The following is a 15,872-nucleotide window of genomic DNA, read 5'->3' on the forward strand; positions in this document are numbered from 1 at the left end:
CATATCGATGCTGCGTGTGCGGGGGCGGGGAGGGAGGTCCGCCGGACACCCCTCAGCGGATCCCCCGGGCCTCAGCCCTCGGCGCTCGTGCTCTCGCGGTCGGCGGCGCGGTCGGCGCGGTCGGCGCGGGCCTTGCGGAGGTAGTACCAGGCCATGTTGGACGAGATACCGGCGATCAGGATCCAGACGATGCCGAGCCAGCTCCCCCGCGCGAAGGACACGACGGCCGCGGCGATCGCGAGCACGCAGACGGCCAGGGTGTAGAGGGCGAGGCGGGGCATGGGGTCGGCTCCTGTCGGGGGGTGTGTCACTCCCCGCCATTGTCCCCCATGCACCGCCGGAGGGGCCGGGCGCCCCGGGCGTGGGCAACCCGGGCGCCCCGGACGTGGGCAAGCCCGCGGGGCCGCCCTCAGACGTCCGTGACGCGCAGGCCCGCGTGGGCCTTGTAGCGGCGGTTGACCGAGATCAGATTGGCGACCAGGGACTCCACCTGGTGGGCGTTGCGCAGCCGGCCCGCGAAGACCCCGCGCATGCCCGGGATGCGGGCCGCGAGCGCCTGGACCACGTCGGTGTCGGCGCGCGACTCGCCCAGGACCATCACATCGGTGTCGATCTGCTCGACCTCCGGGTCCTGGAGCAGCACGGCCGAGAGGTGGTGGAAGGCCGCGGTGACGCGGGAGTCCGGCAGCAGGGCGGCGGCCTGCTCGGCGGCGCTGCCCTCCTCCGGCCGCAGCGCGTACGCGCCCTTCTTGTCGAAGCCCAGCGGGTTGACGCAGTCGATGATCAGCTTGCCGCCGAGCTCCTCGCGCAGCCCCTCCAGCGTCTTGGCGTGGCCGTCCCACGGAACCGCGACGATGACGATGTCGCTGCGGCGCGAGCACTCGGCGTTGTCCGCGCCCTCGATGCCGAGCTCCGCGCCGCCCAGCTCCCGCGCCGCGGTCTGCGCGCGCTCGGCGGCGCGCGAGCCGATGATCACCTTCTGGCCGGCCCTGGCCAGCCGGTAGGCGAGACCACGGCCCTGGTCGCCGGTGCCACCGAGGACACCGACGGTCAGGCCGGACACATCGGGGAGGTCCCAGGGGTCCTTGGCGGGCGCCTTCTTCGCGGGGGCGTCGGACGCGGAGTTCGTGGCATCAGGAGTTGTCATGACAGTGATCCTGTCACGCACCGCGGTCACCTTCACGGTGACGTCTCTTACGCTTTGACACTCCCCTCCGTCAGCCCTGTGCGCCAGTACCGCTGGAGTACGCCCATCAGCACCATCAGCGGCAGAACGGACAGGAACGCCCCACCGACCGTGTATTGGTACAGCTCCGGCTGCCGGTCCGCGTACCCCTGCCAGGACGTCAGACCGAGCTGGATCGGATAGAGATCGGAGTCGGAGAGCATGACCAGCGGCAGAAAGAAGTTGTTCCAGATGTGCACGAACTGGAACAGGAAGACGGTCACCAGCGCCGGGGTCATCAGCCGCAGCCCCAGCGTGGAGAAGATCCGGGCCTCCCCCGCGCCGTCGATCCGCGCCGCCTCCAGGAGCGAGTCAGGCACGGCGGCGGCCGCGTAGATCCGGCACAGATAGACCCCGAACGGGCTGACCACGCTGGGGATCAGCACGGCCCAGTAGGTATTGGCCAGGCCGATCTCGCTGAAGAGCAGAAACAGCGGGAGGGCGAGTGCCGTGCCCGGGATCAGCACTCCGGCCAGGATGACGTTGAAGATGCCCTCGCGGCCGGGGAAGCGGTACTTGGCCAGGGCGTAGCCGGCCGCGGCCGACAGCAGGGTGGCGGCGAGCGCGCCGACGCCCGCGTACATCAGGCTGTTGGCGAACCACCGGACGTAGATGCCGTCGTCGTAGGTGAGCACCCGGTGCAGATAGTCCAGCGGGTGCGGGTCGTGGAACCAGAAGCCGAAGGTGCCGAAGAGGTCGCTGCTGGACTTGGTGGAGGAGACCACGAGCCAGTAGACGGGGGTCAGGAAGTAGATGGCGGCGACGGTGAGCAGCGAGACGGTGATGATCCGGTGCCGCAAGGGGGGTTCCAGCCCCTCCCGGCCCTTCGCCGCGCGGTGGCGGCCCGCACCGGGCCGGTCGCCGGGCGGAGCCGCCTCGGGCCCCCGCCCGGGTGTGGCCTCGCCCCCGGCCTTGTCCCCGGCCTTGTCCCCGGGCTCATCGGCGACCACGCCGCCGGCCAGGTCGTTCGCCTCGGTCATCCGCTCTCGCCGTCCTTCCCCCGCTGTCCCACGAGCCTCAGGAAGCCGAAGGACAGCACGCAGGCGACGAGGGCGAGCAGCACCGCCTCGGCCGCGGCGATGTGCTGGTTGTTGCTGGTGAACGCCTCGTTGTAGGCGGCCAGATTGGGGGTGTAGCCGGAGTCGATGGAGTTGCTCAGCGGCTTGAGCACCTTCGGTTCGGCGAAGAGCTGGAGGGTGCCGATGAGGCTGAAGACGGTGGTGAGCACGAGCGCGGGCCGGATCAGCGGGAGCTTGATGTGCCGGGCCACCTGCCAGGCACTGGCCCCGTCGATCCGCGCCGCCTCGTACAGCTCGCCGGGGACGGCCTTGAGCTGGGCGATCAGCACCAGCATGTTGTAGCCGGTGAACTGCCAGGTGACGATGTTGGCGATGGACCACAGGACCGCCCCGCGGCCCAGGAAGTCCACGTTCCAGCCCATCGAATCGGCCATCTCCACCAGCGGGCTGATCCCGGGGACGTAGAGGAAGCCCCACAGGATCGAGGCGATCACACCGGGCACCCCGTACGGCAGGAAGAAGGCGGTCCGGAAGAAGCCCACCCAGCGCGCGGACGCCGCGTCCAGCAGCAGCGCCAGCGCGGTGGCGAAGGCGATCATCACCGGGATCTGGACGGCGCCGAAGAGCAGCACCCGCCCGAAGCCCGCCGTGAACCGGTCGTCCTCCAGGGCGTGGGCGTAGTTGGACAGCCCCGCCCACACCTGCTTGGTCTCCCCGCCGAGGCCGAGCGGCCCGGTGCGCTCGACCTTCAGCAGACTCTCGTAGAGGGCGTAGCCGATCGGGGCGATGAAGCACAGCAGGAAGAGGGCGAGGAAGGGCAGCAGGAACCCGGACGCCGCCCGGGCGCTGCGTGCCTCGGTCCTGGTGAGGCGGCGGGGGGCTCCTCTCATCCGCCTCACCCGGCCTTCACCTGGAGGCCCTTTTCCTTCAGATCGTTGATCGTCTGGCTCTGCACCTTCTTCAGCACGGAGCGGAAGTCGGACCCGTCCCCGATGGCCGCTGTGAAGGCGTCGCCGAGCCGCTGGTAGAGGGTGTCCGTGGCGGGGCCCCACTTCCAGCTGGTGTCCACGCCCTTGCTCGCCTCGTCGAAGACCTTGCTGTACTCCTGGCCGCCGAAGAAGTCCTTGTGCACATCGAGCTGGGAGGTGGTGTACCCCTGCTTGGCGCCCGGGGTGCCATAGCCGTTCTCGATCAGAAGCTTGATCGACTCGGGGTCGGTGTTGAGCCAGATCGCGAAGGCCAGCGCGTCCTTGGGGTACTTGGTCTTGGCGAAGACCGCGGTGGTGGAGCCGCCCCAGTTGGCGTAGGCGGCGTCGCCCTTCTTCCACTGCGGCATGGGCACCACGCGCCATGTGCCCGCGGTCTTGGGGGCGTTGCCGACCAGCAGGGCGTCGCCCCAGCTGGCGCCGAGCCAGGAGGCCATGTCGCCGGTCTGGACATCCTTGTACCAGGCGTTCTGCCGGTCCGGGATGGTCTTGATGAGCTTCCGGCGGACCAGCCCGTACCAGTAGTCGGCGACCTTACGGGTGGGCTCGTCGTCGATGGAGACGGTCCAGGTGTCGCCCTCGGTGCCGAACCAGCGCGCCCCGGCCTGCCAGGCGAGCCCCGCGAAGCGGTTGCCGTTGGTGGCCGAGAAGGTCTCGATCCAGGCGCCCTTCTTACGGATCGCGGTGGCCGCCGCCTCGTACTCGTCCCAGGTGGTGGGCGGCTCTATGCCCCACTTCTCGAAGAGGTCCTGCCGGATGAACAGGCCCATGGGGCCGGACGCCTGCGGTACGGCGTAGACGGCCTTGCCGAAGACGGATTGCTGCCACTGCCAGCCGATGAACTTGTCCTTGTGGTCGGCGACCCCGTACTTGGTCAGATCCAGCAGCCCGTTGTCGATGAGGAAGCTGGGCACGACCGGGTACTCGATCTGGCCGAGGTCCGGCGGATTGCCCGCCTTGATGGCGGCGTGCATCTTGGCGTACTGGGCGCCGTCGACGGCCGAGACCTTCTCGACCTTGACCCGCACCTCCGGGTTCTCGCTGTTCCACAGGGCGACGGGCTTGTCGATGCCCGGCACCCAGGACCAGAAGGTCAGGGTGATCTTCTCGCCCTTCTTGCGGCCCTTGGGCTCATCACCCCCGTCGTCGTCCGAGCCGCAGCCCGCGAGGGCGAACCCGGCGGCCGCGGCGGCCGCGCCGCCGAGGACCGCGCGGCGCGGCGTGCCGTGCGTCCAGGTGTTCCGGTTTCTTGCGGTGTCGCTCATACCAGCTCCTCCATCGGAATGCGCCGGAATGTGATGGTCGAGTAGGCGCTGAAGTCGCCGGTCTCGTAGAGCAGTCCGACCGTGGCGTCGTCGAGCCGGACCAGATCGGAGTAGGCGGCGGGCAGGCCGTTGACGGTGTGGCCGGTCCGCCAGGTGACGCCGCCGTCAAAGCTGGTGCGGACGGTCATCAGCGCCCGGTACGCGGGGTCGGCGGGGCCGGAGAAGAGCAGCGCGTCCGGCTCGCCGAGGTGCAGAACGCTGCACTCCACGACGGGGGCGACCAGACCGGCCTGCGGCCGGAAGGGGAGGTCCAGGGTGGCGCCGCCGTCGCCGGAGTGGGCGTCGGCGCGGGTGCCGGGCGCGGTGGCGTCGGTGCGGGTGTTGAAGTAGACGCGGCCGTCGGGGAGTTGGGCGGCGGTGGTCTCGTTGACGTTGACATAGCCGTCGGGGTTGTCGTCCACGTACCCGATCCGCCAGGTGGCGCCGTCGTCGTCGCTGAGCAGATCGTGCCCGCCGTTGTACCGCCCCTCCGTGCCGTCGTCGCCGGGGACGGTCGGGGGCAGGGAGTGGTTGCCGGGGATGACGATCCGGCCCGCGTGGGGGCCGTACCGCAACTGGAGGGCGTGACCGGGGGTGGTGGCGTACCAGCGCCATTCGGGCCGCTTGGTGCTCGCGGTGATCTCGCGGGCCTCGCTCCAGCTCGCGCCGTGGTCATCGCTGTACGTCAGCCACACCCGCCGCCCGTCGGCCGCGCTCACCTCGCCGCGCCGGATCCGGTCCTCGGTGGCGGAGGCGGCGCTGCGGATGTGCACCAGCAGGACGCGGCCGTCGTGCGGGCCGCCGTCGAGGACGACGGGGGCGGGGTTGCCCGCCGTTCCGTCGCCGTTGCGGGCGACGACCTGTAAGGCGCCCCAGGTCCGTCCGCCGTCGGCCGACCGCTTGAGCACGAGGTCGATATGGCCGTCGTCGGCGGAGGAGTCCACCCGGCCCTCGGCGAAGGCGAGGACGGTGCCGTCGTGGGTCAGCACGACTGCCGGGATCCGGTAGCTCGCATAGCCCTCGGTCCCCGCCCGGAACGGAACGGACACCTCGTACGAGCGTGCCGCCCCCGTGCCGACTGTCATCAGACCTCCCGATGCCCCGTCGCAATCGAGTGCCGAGTCAGATAAAAGGGACGTAGGACGTCCCTTGTGTGCGGCGACCTTAGGGTTTGCCTTACAGAGCGTCAAGAGACGGCGCATGAACAGTTGGAGACGCGGACGGAGGGCGCGTGGGCGCCGGGCGAGGAAAGGGTCTACGGCATGCCCGCCGCATATGCCTCGAACGGGTGAGCCGGACCCGAATCGCGCCCGCCGGGGCGCGGACCGGGGCAGGATCCGGATGCCATGGACGCCGTAAGGGTCGCGCTGCTGCGCGAAGTCCTCGCCGGAACGGAATGGCTCCAGGCCACCCGCCGCTTCGCGGGCTCGCTGCGGGCCGCGGTCGGGCCGCGCGAGGGGGGACTGCTGCTGGTCGGCAGCGAGAGTTACGAACCGTGGCACCTGGCCGCGCACCTCGACGACGAGGCGGCCTGGTCCGGGCTGCCCGAGCTGTCCCCCACCCTCGTCCGCCACCGGGTGCCGGAGGGCGGCGCCGTCCCCGCGCACCTGGCGGTCGGGCTCGGGCGGCTGGAGGGGGCGGGCCGCGGGGAGACCCTGCTGGTGGTGGCGCCGGGCGGCCCCGGGTCCGGGCTGCTGGAGCGGGTCAACGACGCCCGCCGGGGCGGGGCGACCGTGCTCGCCCTCGACGGCGGCGACGCCGAGCTGCACGCCCTGGCCCATGACGCGCTCTCCGCCCCCGAGGGCGGCGAGCTCGACCTCGACACCCTCCAGCACCTGGTCAGCGCGGCCGCCGGCGAAAACAGCCTGCCGCGTCCCGGCCGCCGCCGCTTCCAGGACCGGCTGGCCCGGCTGGCCGAACACTTGGCGGCGCCGCCACCGGCGCATTGGTGAGGGGCGTACGGACCGCGGCCCACGGGCCGCAATTCGGTTGGGTGGGCGTACGGGGCCTCGGTGTGGTGCGGCTGGCCGGCTGTGTGGCGTCGGTCGGCCCGCTGGCCCTGGCGCTGCCCCGGGCACAGCCGCCAGGCGCGTGAGTCCCGCGAGCTCCGCCCCGCCGCCTGCTGATCGTCAGGCGCCGTGCGCCCGACACCCGGGATAGCTCACGGCACCCGGGAAGCCTCAGCCCGCCGCCGGTGGCTCGCGCTCTCGCGCGGTCTCCATCGCGCGGGCAGCCTTCTCCGGGGGCGCACGGGCCGAGGCGGTCGGCGGCCCGGTCTCCGGACACGGCCGCTGCCCCCGGCGCCACGCACCGGGGAAGCTCTCCGCGCCCGGAGAAGTTCCCGCACCCGGTAAGGCTCACGGCACCGGGGGGAAGGCCCCGCCCCCTGGAAGTCTCAGTCCGTCGCCGGGGGCTCGTCGTCGCGCCAGCGCGGGTCGTTCCGCCACTCCTCGTTGCGTTCGCGCGCCGTCTCCATCGCGCGGGCGGCCTCCTCCGGGGAGGCGTACGGGCCGAGGCGGTCGGCGGCGCGGCACTCCGGGCCCTCCTCGACCTTCTGGTGCTTGATGCAGTAGTACCACTCGCCGGGCTTGCCGGCGGTCCCTCTCCTGAACAGCGCCATCCCGGCCCCGACCTTCCGCTCGTACTCCCTTGCGGCCATGCTGCCCCATGCGCCGCCGATACACTCGCTGATATGTCTGGCCAGTCGCTTCTAGTCCCGGGGAAGCTCTCCCCCACCCGCACCGTCCCCGCCTCGATCCCGCGTCCGGAGTACGTCGGTAAGGAGGGCCCCACTCGTTACGACGGGCCCGAGGTCCAGGACGCCGAGACGATCGAGCGCATGCGGATCGCCGGGCGGATCGCCGCGCGGGCGATGGAGGAGGCCGCCAAGCTGATCGCGCCGGGGGTCACCACGGACGAGCTGGACCGGGTGGCCCATGAGTACATGTGCGACCACGGCGCGTACCCCTCGACGCTGGGCTACCGCGGATTCCCCAAGTCGCTGTGCAGCTCGGTCAACGAGGTCATCTGTCACGGCATCCCCGACACCACCGTCCTCAAGGACGGCGACATCGTGAACCTCGACGTCACCGCCTACATCGGCGGGGTGCACGGGGACAACAACGCCACCTACCTGTGCGGCGAGGTGGACGAGGAGTCGCGGCTGCTCGTCGAGCGCACCCGTGAGTCCCTCAACCGCGCGATCAAGGCCGTCAAGCCGGGCCGCCGGATCAATATCATCGGCCGGGTCATCGAGTCGTACGCCAAGCGCTTCGGCTACGGCGTGGTCCGCGACTTCACCGGCCACGGGATCAACACCTCGTTCCACTCCGGCCTGATCGTGCCGCACTACGACAGCCCGCACCACACCACCGAGATCAAGCCGGGGATGACCTTCACCATCGAGCCGATGCTGACGCTCGGCACCCATGAGTACGACATGTGGGAGGACGGCTGGACCGTGGTCACCAAGGACCGCAAGCGGACGGCGCAGTTCGAGCACACACTGGTGGTGACCGAGACCGGGGCGGAGATCCTCACTCTGCCGTAGCGGCAGAGCGGCCGGGGCGGTTCGAAGATGTCTTGTGCCTGGGGGCCGATTCTTCGGCGGCTGTTTTACCGACAGCCTGTCGGGAAAGCATTGACGTAGGCGATGGTCTCTACTTAGGTAAGCCTAACCTACACACCTCGGCCCCGGAGGTCCACCGTGGAGTTCTCCGCCCAGATCCGCACCGCCTCACGGGAAGCGCACTCGGACGTCGGAAGCTCCTCGTTCATGAGCGATCTGCTCGGTGGGCGGCTGGGGGTGGCGGCCTACCGCCGCTACTCCGAGCAGCTGTGGTTCGTCTACCGCGCCCTGGAGTCTCCGGCCGACGCGCTCGCGGCGGACCCCGTGGCGGGCCCTTTCCTCCGGCCGGAGCTGGCCCGTCTGGCCGAGCTGGAGCGCGACCTGGCCTACCTCGGCGGCCCCGACTGGCGCAGCGGCCTCACCGCGCTGCCCGCCACGGCGGCGTACGCGGCGCGGGTCACGGAGTGCGCCCGCGACTGGCCCGCGGGCTATGTCGCCCACCACTACACCCGCTATATGGGCGACCTGTCCGGCGGCCAGATCGTCCGGGACACGGCGGAGAAGACCTGGGGCTTCGACCGCAAGGGCGACGGGGTGCGGTTCTACGTCTTCGAGTCGATAGCCAACCCCGCGGCGTTCAAGCGGGAGTACCGCGCGCTGCTGGACGCGCTGCCGGTGGACGATCTGGAGAAGCAGCGCGTCGTGGAGGAGTGCGAGCGCGCCTACGCGCTGAACGCGGGGATCTTCCGGGAGCTGGCCGAGGAGTTCCGGATCAGCGCCTGAGTGGGGCGCCCACGCCAACGGCCGCCGAGGCCGTGCCAAAGCCCGCGCCCACGAGAGCGCGGCCCCACGAAAGCGCCTCTCCCGTAACGGCGCCGCGCCGATAAGAGGCGTGCGTCACTTTTCCCGGACTGCGAACCGCATCAAATCAGCCACCTTGGCCAAACCTTTGCTATTCGCAGAGCACTTCTTGACCTTACGCGGGATCCACACAGGCAAGGCTCAGTTAAGTTAGGCCAGCCTTATCCGACCGCCGTACGTCCGCCCTGTCCCGCCTGTCCCGCCTGTCCCGATTCCGTCTGGAGCCCGAATGCGAGCCGCTCGCACCTCCGTTGTCGCCGCGATATCGGCACTGACGACGATCACCGCCGTCGCCGGATGCGCCCAGAAGTCCGACGCCAAGGACTCGGACGCCATCCAGGTCACCGCCTCCGACAGCGCGTGCGAGGTCTCCAAGACCTCCTTCCCCGCCGGGCATGTGAAGCTCGCGGTGGAGAACAAGGGCTCCAAGGTCACCGAGGTCTATGTCTACGCCCCGGGCGACCGGATCGTCACCGAGCGGGAGAACATCGGCCCCGGCACCCGCGCCTCCATCAACGCCGAGGTCAAGGCCGGTTCGTACGAGATCGCCTGCAAGCCCGGGATGAAGGGCCACGGCGTCCGCCAGAAGGTGTCCGCCACCGGCAAGGGCAAGCAGCCCCAGCGCGATCCGCGGCTGGACAAGGCGGTGGCCGCGTACCGGACATACGTCCAGAAGCAGGCCGATGACACGCTGCCCGCGGTCCAGAAGTTCGCCGACGCGGTCAAGAAGGACGACCTCGAGGGCGCCAAGAAGCTCTACGCCCCCTCGCGCATCGGCTGGGAGCGCACCGAGCCGGTCGCCGAGTCCTTCGGCGATATCGACCCCAAGGTCGATGTGCGCGAGGACGGCCTGGAGAAGGGCCAGAAGTGGACCGGCTGGCACCGGCTGGAGAAGTCGCTGTGGCAGACCAAGAAGATCACCGCGGCCGACCATGACCTCGCCGACCAGCTCATCAAGGACCTGAAGGACTGGCAGAACCGCGTCGGCACCGCCGACATCACCCCCACCGGCATGGCCAACGGCGCCAAGGAGCTGCTGGACGAGGTGCAGACCGGCAAGGTCACCGGTGAGGAGGAGCGCTACAGCCACACCGACCTGGTGGACTTCAAGGCCAACGTCGAGGGCGCCGAGACCTCGTACAAGCTGCTCAAGCCGGTGGCGTCCGGACACGACCCGGAGCTGGCCAAGGAGCTCGACAAGCAGTTCGCGGCCGTCGCGAAGCTGCTGGACCAGTACCGCGAGGGCGATGGCTTCGTGTCGTACGACACCGTCTCGGAGTCCCAGCGCAAGAAGCTGTCCGACGCGGTCAACGCGCTCGCCGAGCCGCTGTCCCGGCTCGCCGCCGCCGTCGTCACCAAGTGAGGGGGCCGGGCATGACCGACGAGGCCAACACGGCTCCCTCGCGCGAGACCGGTACGGCTCCCTCGCGCCGGGCGCTGATCGGCTGGGGCGGCGCCGGGCTCGCGCTCGGTGCCGCGGCCGCCGGGGGCGCCGCTGCCGCGCTCAGCGGCGACGCGGACGACACCCAGGCGGTCGCCGACAGCGGCGCCGCGGTGCCCTTCTACGGGGCGCACCAGGCGGGGATCGCCACCGCGGTGCAGGACCGGCTGCACTTCGCGGCGTTCGACGTCACCACCGACGACCGCGCCGAGCTGATCGCGCTGCTGAAGGAGTGGACGAAGGCGGCGGCCCGGATGACCCAGGGGCACGCGGTCGGCGGCGGCGCGGTGAGCGATCTGGCGGAGGCCCCGCCGGACGACACCGGCGAGGCACTGGGCCTCAAGGCGTCCCGGCTCACCCTCACCATCGGCTTCGGGCCCACGCTGTTCAAGGACAAGAAGGGCAAGGACCGCTTCGGCATCGCCGACCGCCGCCCCGAGGCGCTGATCGACCTGCCCGCCTTCCCCGGCGACAACCTCGACCCGGCGCGCAGCGACGGCGATCTGTGTGTGCAGGCGTGCGCGGACGACCCGCAGGTGGCCGTGCACGCCATCCGCAACCTGGCCCGTATCGGCATGGGCAAGGTGGCCATCCGCTGGTCGCAGCTGGGCTTCGGCAAGACGTCCTCGACCACGCCGGACGCGCAGACCCCGCGCAACATGATGGGCTTCAAGGACGGCACCCGGAACATCGCGGGCACCGACACCGCCGCCCTGGACAAGCATGTGTGGGTGAGCGGGAAGGCGGGCCCGGCGTGGCTGGCCGGCGGCTCGTACCTGGTGGCGCGCCGCATCCGGATGCACATCGAGACCTGGGACCGCACCTCGCTCAAGGAGCAGGAGGACGTCTTCGGCCGGGACAAGGGCGAGGGCGCGCCGCAGGGCAGACAGCGCGAGCACGACGAGCCCAATCTGAAGGCGATGCTGCCGGACGCGCATGTCCGGCTGGCGCATCCGGACTCCAACGGCGGGGCCCGGATCCTGCGCCGCGGCTACTCCTTCACCGATGGCACGGACGGTCTGGGGCGGCTGGACGCGGGGCTGTTCTTCCTCGCCTACCAGCACGACGTACGGGACGGATTCGTGCCCGTACAGCGGCGGCTGGCGCGGACCGACGCGCTCAACGAGTACATCCAGCACGTGGGTTCGGCGCTCTTCGCCGTCCCGCCGGGCGTCCGGGACGCGGACGACTGGTGGGGCCGGGCGCTGTTCTCCTGACCGACTCCTCCAGGAACCCTCGACAAGGAAGGCGAACCTCGTGTTCGGCAATTACCTGATCGGTCTGCGCGAAGGGCTCGAAGCCAGCCTGGTGGTCTGCATCCTGGTCGCCTATCTGGTCAAGACCGAGCGCCGGGAAGCACTGCGCCCGGTGTGGCTCGGGATCGCCGTCGCGGTTGCCTTGAGCATGTCCTTCGGCGCGGCGCTGGAGTTCGGCTCGCAGGAGCTGACCTTCGAGGCGCAGGAGGCGCTGGGCGGCTCACTGTCGATCCTGTCGGTGGGCCTGGTGACCTGGATGGTGTTCTGGATGCGGCGCACCGCCCGCCATCTGAAGTCCGAGCTGCACAGCAAGCTGGACGCGGCGCTCGCGATGGGCACCGGGGCGCTGGTGGCCACGGCCTTCCTCGCGGTCGGCCGGGAGGGCCTGGAGACCGCGCTGTTCGTGTGGACGGCGGTGCGGGCGAGCAACGACGGTACGGCGGACCCTCTGATCGGCGTGGTCCTGGGCCTGGTCACCGCGGTGGTGCTGGGCTGGCTGTTCTACCGGGGCGCGCTGCGGATCAACCTGGCGAAGTTCTTCACCTGGACCGGTGCGATGCTGGTCGTGGTGGCGGCGGGGGTGCTCGCGTACGGCTTCCACGACCTCCAGGAGGCCGACTGGCTGCCCGGGCTGCACTCGCTGGCCTTCGACATCAGCTCCACCGTCGCGCCGGACTCCTGGTACGGCACGGTGCTCAAGGGCGTCTTCAACTTCCAGCCGGACCCGACCTGGCTCCAGGTGTGGATGTGGGCGCTCTACCTGGTCCCCACGCTCGCGCTGTTCCTTCGCCCCGGTAGGGTGTCGCCGTCCACAGCAGCCCCCACGAATCGGGAGCCGGAGCCCCATGACACGCAGGTCGCCCCGTCGGCAGCTGGCAGTTCCGACCGCAGCGGTGGTACTGACGCTGGGGGTGACGCTCACGGGGTGTATGACGGTGCACGGCGAGCGGGAGAACATTCCATCGGTGGACAAGGCTGAGGCGCCCAAGGCGCTCGAGCGGTTCACCGACACGTACAACAAGGCGTACCGGGAGCTGGATCCGGCGCTGGCGAGCCAGGTGGAGACGGGCCCGCTGGAGGCCATCACCACGGCCGACCTCAAGGCCCAGCACGCGAGCTCGCCCGACGGCAACCCCAAGTACCCGTCGCTGGAGCTGTCCGACGTCACCTACCGCATCCCCAAGCAGGTGGGCTGGCCGAAGTTCTTCGTCGCGGACACCGACAGCAACCGCGACGACAACCGCTGGCTGTTCGTCTTCACCCGTGGCGGTGCCGATGAGCCGTGGAAGGCCGCGTATCTGTCGATCCTCAGCCAGGACGAGGTGCCGGACTTCGCGACCGACAAGGACGGCTGGGCCAAGCCGGTCCGGGCCGCGGGGCCGGCCCCGAAGCTGGCCACCCGGCCGGACAAGCTGAGCCCGGAGTACGCCGACTACCTGATGACGGGCAAGGGCTCGGTCTTCGCCGACGGCCAGTCCACATCGGGGCTGCGGGACACCCGGAAGAAGTACCTGCGCACGCCGAAGTTCTGGACCGAGTACATCGACAGCCCGGCGCAGGGCGCGCAGGACGCCCCGGTGGGGCTGCGCACCTCGGACGGCGGGGCGATCGTGTTCTTCACCTCGCACCACCGGCAGAAGCAGACCATGGCGAAGGGATTCCGGCCCAACCCGGACCCGCAGATCAAGGCGCTGATGACGGGGGAGGCGAAGAAGGCGGTGACGCTGACCCGGATCGCGGAGTCGGCGGTGCGGGTCCCCGCGAAGGACGCGGCGGACCCGAAGGTGGTCTTCCTCAACCGCCTGGAGGGCGTCACCGCGGCCAAGGGCGAATAGGCGCCGGGCCCATGGGGTTTCGTTGTCGGGTGCGGGCCGGTGGGTGGGTGTGCCCACCCGTTCCGCCCGGGGGTACCTCCCAGCGGTAGCCGGGGGAGGAACGAATGCCCGCACCTATGGGGTGTCCGGCGGACCACGCGGCGGCTTCGCCTCTGGACCCCGGGGTTAAGGGGCGGAGCCCCAGTTGAGGGAAGGGGCGGGAGGGGAACAGCCCGCCGCAGGCGTCACGATCCGTCGGACACCCCCTGGCCAGGCCTCTACCGCCCTATGGGCCACGCGGCCGAGTCGTGGTCGTGGTGCTCGCCCACGAACTGGGCACACGCGTCCGTAAGCGCCTCCAGCAGCGTCAAGGGATCCGGCAGCGGCCGCTCCGGCCCGAGCACCCACCCCACATGCCCGTCCCCGGGCAATCGCGCGGGCGGCATCAGCGCGTAGCTCCCCCGGCAATGCCACCGCAGCCCCGGATGCTCATCCATCGTCTCCGGATGGCAGTCCAGCTCACACGGCCACCACTCGTCCTCGTCGTCGGGCGTGCCCCGCGTGGCCGTGAAGAAGAGCATCCGGCCCTGCTGGAGATCGCCGCTGCTCGTGGCCACGGGCCCGACCTCGACCTCGGCCGCGCCCAGCCGCTCCAGGGCCAGCCGCCCCGCGTCCGCGGGTACGTCGAGCACATCGTGGACGATGCCGGTGGCGGTGATGAAGTTGGCCTGCGGATCGGCGCGCAGCCACTGCGCGACCTTGTCCGGGTCCGTCGTCGCCTGGGTCTGCCAGGCGAACGAGACGGGGTGGCGGGCCGGGGTGGGGCACCCGATGCGGTCACAGGAGCAGCCGTAGCCGGAGGGGTGCGCGGCCGGCGCGAGCGGGAATCCCGCCGCCGCGGCGGCCATGAGCAGGTCCTCGCGGACGCCCCCGGCGCCCGCTCCCGTGCCCTGGTCGCCGCCCGCTCCGCTCCTCGGCCGGCGCAGCCACTGGGAGAACCTGCCCTTGCGTTCCATCTATCGCCTCGCTTCACCGCCGGTACCGGCGGTACCGCCGGTACCCGATCAATGCTGCCACCATCCTGCTCCGGAAGTGGCCGGTGTCCGCATCCGGGGTGGGTGAGAGCACCTCGACCGGGTGTCGATATCAGGGCATAGCGGACGTCACGCACCTAGCGTTCCCTATATGATCAGCAGGCATTTTCTGACCGCCGTCGTGGTGCTCGGCCTCTCCATACCGGCGGCCGTCGCGGCCCACCCCACCGCTCGTCCGTCCGTACGACGCCTCATACCCCCGGCCGCCGAACCGGCGCGCCTCGGTCTCCAGCCCGCGCTCACGACGCCGTCGTCCCGTAAGCCCGCCGTCGTCTACACCGCGCACCGCGGCGGCGCCCTGGAAGTGCCCGAGAACAGCATGTCCGGGCTGGCCACCGCCTTCAGCAGGCATGACGTCCAGGTCCTGGACTTCGACAGCCGCATGCTGGCGGACGGCACGCTCGTGGTGATGCACGACGCGACGCTGGACCGCACCACCGACCGGACCGGGCCCGTACGGGCCCTCACCGCCGCCCAGTGGCGGGACGTCCGGGTGCGCCCCGACCCCTCCCTGCGCGGCACCTGGCGGCCCGAGCGGCCGCCGACCGTCGCCGAGGTGCTGGACCGGTTCGGCGGCCGGATCACCTTGATGGTCGAGGCCAAGGACCCGGAGAGCCTGCCGCGGCTGGCGACGATGATCCGCGACCGGGGGCTGACCCACTCCGTCTACGTCAACAGCAACCGCCCCGAGGTGGCCCGCGAGGCCCACCGCAAGGGGCTGCTGACCCAGCTGTGGCGGTCCGCCCGGCAGATGCGCACCGACACCCCGCGCGACTGGCGCGGGGTCGTCGATCTGCTGGACGTGGACTACCGGGCGCGCGACAAGGACGTACGGCGGGCCGTCGCCTCCGGGATACCGCGGGTGTGGGCGCACACCGTGGACACCCCGGCGCAGCGGGACCGGATGCTGCGGCTGGGCTGCGACGGCATCATCACGGACGCGCCGGGACGGCTGATCTCCACGCCCGTACGGATGCCGCGGGCGCTCGGCGGGGGATGAGCGGCAGCCGGCGGTGGGCGAGCGTGCCGACCAGCAGGGCCCGGCGGTGGGCGCGCGGCCCGACCAGCGGCTCCCGACCCGGCCGGCGAGGCCACCCTTGGGTAAGGCCGAACCTGAGGGCAGCAGGACACCGCGAGGCCCCCGGCCCAGGCGGCGGCCCCGGCCCTGCCCTCGGCCCTGGCGGCGAGGCCACCCTTGAGTGAGGCCGAACCTGAGGGCAGCAGGACTCCGCGAGGCCCCCGGCCCGGGGCGGCGGCCCCGGCCCCGGTCCGCGCGGCGGGGGCGGCCCTAGGGGCAGCGGACC

Annotated in this window: 16 protein-coding genes; 8 read left to right on the forward strand and 8 right to left on the reverse strand. The window is 71.1% G+C overall.

The features are described 5' to 3' along the window. Positions 1–71 precede the first annotated feature (71 nt). The 6 genes from GWI24_RS25895 to GWI24_RS25920 all read right to left on the reverse strand — a co-directional run bounded on the left by GWI24_RS25895 (position 72) and on the right by GWI24_RS25920 (position 5,619). Positions 72–281 carry a hypothetical protein gene (locus GWI24_RS25895; protein ID WP_210948314.1) on the reverse strand — a complete coding sequence of 70 codons (210 nt, stop codon included), beginning with the start codon at positions 279–281 and terminating at the stop codon, positions 72–74. A gap of 128 nt (positions 282–409) precedes the next feature. After that, positions 410–1,147 carry an NADPH-dependent F420 reductase gene (gene npdG / locus GWI24_RS25900; RefSeq protein ID WP_210948315.1) on the reverse strand — a complete coding sequence of 246 codons (738 nt, stop codon included), beginning with the start codon at positions 1,145–1,147 and terminating at the stop codon, positions 410–412. A 47-nt stretch (positions 1,148–1,194) separates the two neighbouring features. After that, the gene (locus GWI24_RS25905) at positions 1,195–2,205 is read right to left on the reverse strand and encodes a carbohydrate ABC transporter permease (RefSeq protein WP_247616892.1); all 1,011 of its coding nucleotides are present in this window, start codon (positions 2,203–2,205) and stop codon (positions 1,195–1,197) included. Further along, positions 2,202–3,134 carry a carbohydrate ABC transporter permease gene (locus GWI24_RS25910; protein ID WP_210948316.1) on the reverse strand — a complete coding sequence of 311 codons (933 nt, stop codon included), beginning with the start codon at positions 3,132–3,134 and terminating at the stop codon, positions 2,202–2,204. Before GWI24_RS25910 ends, GWI24_RS25905 begins: the two co-directional genes overlap by 4 nt. Positions 3,135–3,139: 5 nt before the next feature. Beyond that, on the reverse strand, positions 3,140–4,495 hold the full coding sequence (locus GWI24_RS25915; RefSeq protein WP_210948317.1) for an ABC transporter substrate-binding protein: 1,356 nt from the start codon (positions 4,493–4,495) through the stop codon (positions 3,140–3,142). Next, positions 4,492–5,619: an exo-alpha-sialidase gene (locus tag GWI24_RS25920; protein WP_210948318.1), complete on the reverse strand. Its 1,128-nt coding sequence runs from the start codon at positions 5,617–5,619 to the stop codon at positions 4,492–4,494. Before GWI24_RS25920 ends, GWI24_RS25915 begins: the two co-directional genes overlap by 4 nt. Positions 5,620–5,880: 261 nt before the next feature. Here GWI24_RS25920 and GWI24_RS25925 point away from each other — a divergent pair, with 261 nt between their 5' ends. Further along, entirely contained in the window at positions 5,881–6,486 is a 606-nt protein-coding gene (locus GWI24_RS25925) for a hypothetical protein (RefSeq protein WP_210948319.1), read from the forward strand. 443 nt (positions 6,487–6,929) lie between these two features. Here the strand turns inward: GWI24_RS25925 and GWI24_RS25930 are convergent, their stop codons facing one another. After that, positions 6,930–7,154, reverse strand: a complete 225-nt coding sequence (locus GWI24_RS25930) for a hypothetical protein (protein WP_044576530.1) — start codon at positions 7,152–7,154, stop codon at positions 6,930–6,932. Between the two features lie 72 nt (positions 7,155–7,226). Between GWI24_RS25930 and map the strand changes: the two genes are divergently transcribed. The 6 genes from map (at position 7,227) to GWI24_RS25960 (ending at position 13,495) form a co-directional block, all read left to right on the forward strand. After that, on the forward strand, positions 7,227–8,084 hold the full coding sequence (gene map, locus GWI24_RS25935; RefSeq protein WP_086883424.1) for a type I methionyl aminopeptidase: 858 nt from the start codon (positions 7,227–7,229) through the stop codon (positions 8,082–8,084). A gap of 156 nt (positions 8,085–8,240) precedes the next feature. Next, positions 8,241–8,885: a heme oxygenase (biliverdin-producing) gene (locus tag GWI24_RS25940; protein WP_210948320.1), complete on the forward strand. Its 645-nt coding sequence runs from the start codon at positions 8,241–8,243 to the stop codon at positions 8,883–8,885. A gap of 307 nt (positions 8,886–9,192) precedes the next feature. Continuing rightward, the gene (gene efeO, locus GWI24_RS25945) at positions 9,193–10,326 is read left to right on the forward strand and encodes an iron uptake system protein EfeO (RefSeq protein WP_210948321.1); all 1,134 of its coding nucleotides are present in this window, start codon (positions 9,193–9,195) and stop codon (positions 10,324–10,326) included. Between the two features lie 11 nt (positions 10,327–10,337). Next, on the forward strand, positions 10,338–11,621 hold the full coding sequence (gene efeB, locus GWI24_RS25950; RefSeq protein ID WP_210948322.1) for an iron uptake transporter deferrochelatase/peroxidase subunit: 1,284 nt from the start codon (positions 10,338–10,340) through the stop codon (positions 11,619–11,621). Positions 11,622–11,661: 40 nt separating this feature from the next. Beyond that, entirely contained in the window at positions 11,662–12,639 is a 978-nt protein-coding gene (efeU, locus tag GWI24_RS25955) for an iron uptake transporter permease EfeU (RefSeq protein ID WP_210948323.1), read from the forward strand. Further along, positions 12,590–13,495 carry a hypothetical protein gene (locus GWI24_RS25960; protein ID WP_210948324.1) on the forward strand — a complete coding sequence of 302 codons (906 nt, stop codon included), beginning with the start codon at positions 12,590–12,592 and terminating at the stop codon, positions 13,493–13,495. The genes efeU and GWI24_RS25960 overlap by 50 nt, the downstream gene beginning before the upstream one ends. Before the next feature lie 257 nt (positions 13,496–13,752). On the opposite strand, the gene GWI24_RS25965 is transcribed toward GWI24_RS25960, so the two are convergent. Further along, positions 13,753–14,490: a bifunctional DNA primase/polymerase gene (locus tag GWI24_RS25965; protein ID WP_210948325.1), complete on the reverse strand. Its 738-nt coding sequence runs from the start codon at positions 14,488–14,490 to the stop codon at positions 13,753–13,755. A gap of 169 nt (positions 14,491–14,659) precedes the next feature. Here GWI24_RS25965 and GWI24_RS25970 point away from each other — a divergent pair, with 169 nt between their 5' ends. Next, on the forward strand, positions 14,660–15,568 hold the full coding sequence (locus tag GWI24_RS25970; RefSeq protein ID WP_210948326.1) for a glycerophosphodiester phosphodiesterase family protein: 909 nt from the start codon (positions 14,660–14,662) through the stop codon (positions 15,566–15,568). Positions 15,569–15,872 lie beyond the last annotated feature (304 nt).

This window comes from Streptomyces sp. MK37H (assembly GCF_018035285.1).
Lineage (GTDB): Bacteria > Actinomycetota > Actinomycetes > Streptomycetales > Streptomycetaceae > Streptomyces > Streptomyces endocoffeicus.

Coding starts and splice junctions, on each gene's coding strand:
- GWI24_RS25895 (WP_210948314.1), bottom strand. CDS start 281: ATGCCCCGCCTCGCCCTCTACACCCTGGCCGTCTGCGTGCTCGCGATC.
- npdG (WP_210948315.1), bottom strand. CDS start 1,147: ATGACAACTCCTGATGCCACGAACTCCGCGTCCGACGCCCCCGCGAAG.
- GWI24_RS25905 (WP_247616892.1), bottom strand. CDS start 2,205: ATGACCGAGGCGAACGACCTGGCCGGCGGCGTGGTCGCCGATGAGCCC.
- GWI24_RS25910 (WP_210948316.1), bottom strand. CDS start 3,134: ATGAGAGGAGCCCCCCGCCGCCTCACCAGGACCGAGGCACGCAGCGCC.
- GWI24_RS25915 (WP_210948317.1), bottom strand. CDS start 4,495: ATGAGCGACACCGCAAGAAACCGGAACACCTGGACGCACGGCACGCCG.
- GWI24_RS25920 (WP_210948318.1), bottom strand. CDS start 5,619: ATGACAGTCGGCACGGGGGCGGCACGCTCGTACGAGGTGTCCGTTCCG.
- GWI24_RS25925 (WP_210948319.1), top strand. CDS start 5,881: ATGGACGCCGTAAGGGTCGCGCTGCTGCGCGAAGTCCTCGCCGGAACG.
- GWI24_RS25930 (WP_044576530.1), bottom strand. CDS start 7,154: ATGGCGCTGTTCAGGAGAGGGACCGCCGGCAAGCCCGGCGAGTGGTAC.
- map (WP_086883424.1), top strand. CDS start 7,227: ATGTCTGGCCAGTCGCTTCTAGTCCCGGGGAAGCTCTCCCCCACCCGC.
- efeO (WP_210948321.1), top strand. CDS start 9,193: ATGCGAGCCGCTCGCACCTCCGTTGTCGCCGCGATATCGGCACTGACG.
- efeB (WP_210948322.1), top strand. CDS start 10,338: ATGACCGACGAGGCCAACACGGCTCCCTCGCGCGAGACCGGTACGGCT.
- GWI24_RS25960 (WP_210948324.1), top strand. CDS start 12,590: ATGACGGTGCACGGCGAGCGGGAGAACATTCCATCGGTGGACAAGGCT.
- GWI24_RS25965 (WP_210948325.1), bottom strand. CDS start 14,490: ATGGAACGCAAGGGCAGGTTCTCCCAGTGGCTGCGCCGGCCGAGGAGC.
- GWI24_RS25970 (WP_210948326.1), top strand. CDS start 14,660: ATGATCAGCAGGCATTTTCTGACCGCCGTCGTGGTGCTCGGCCTCTCC.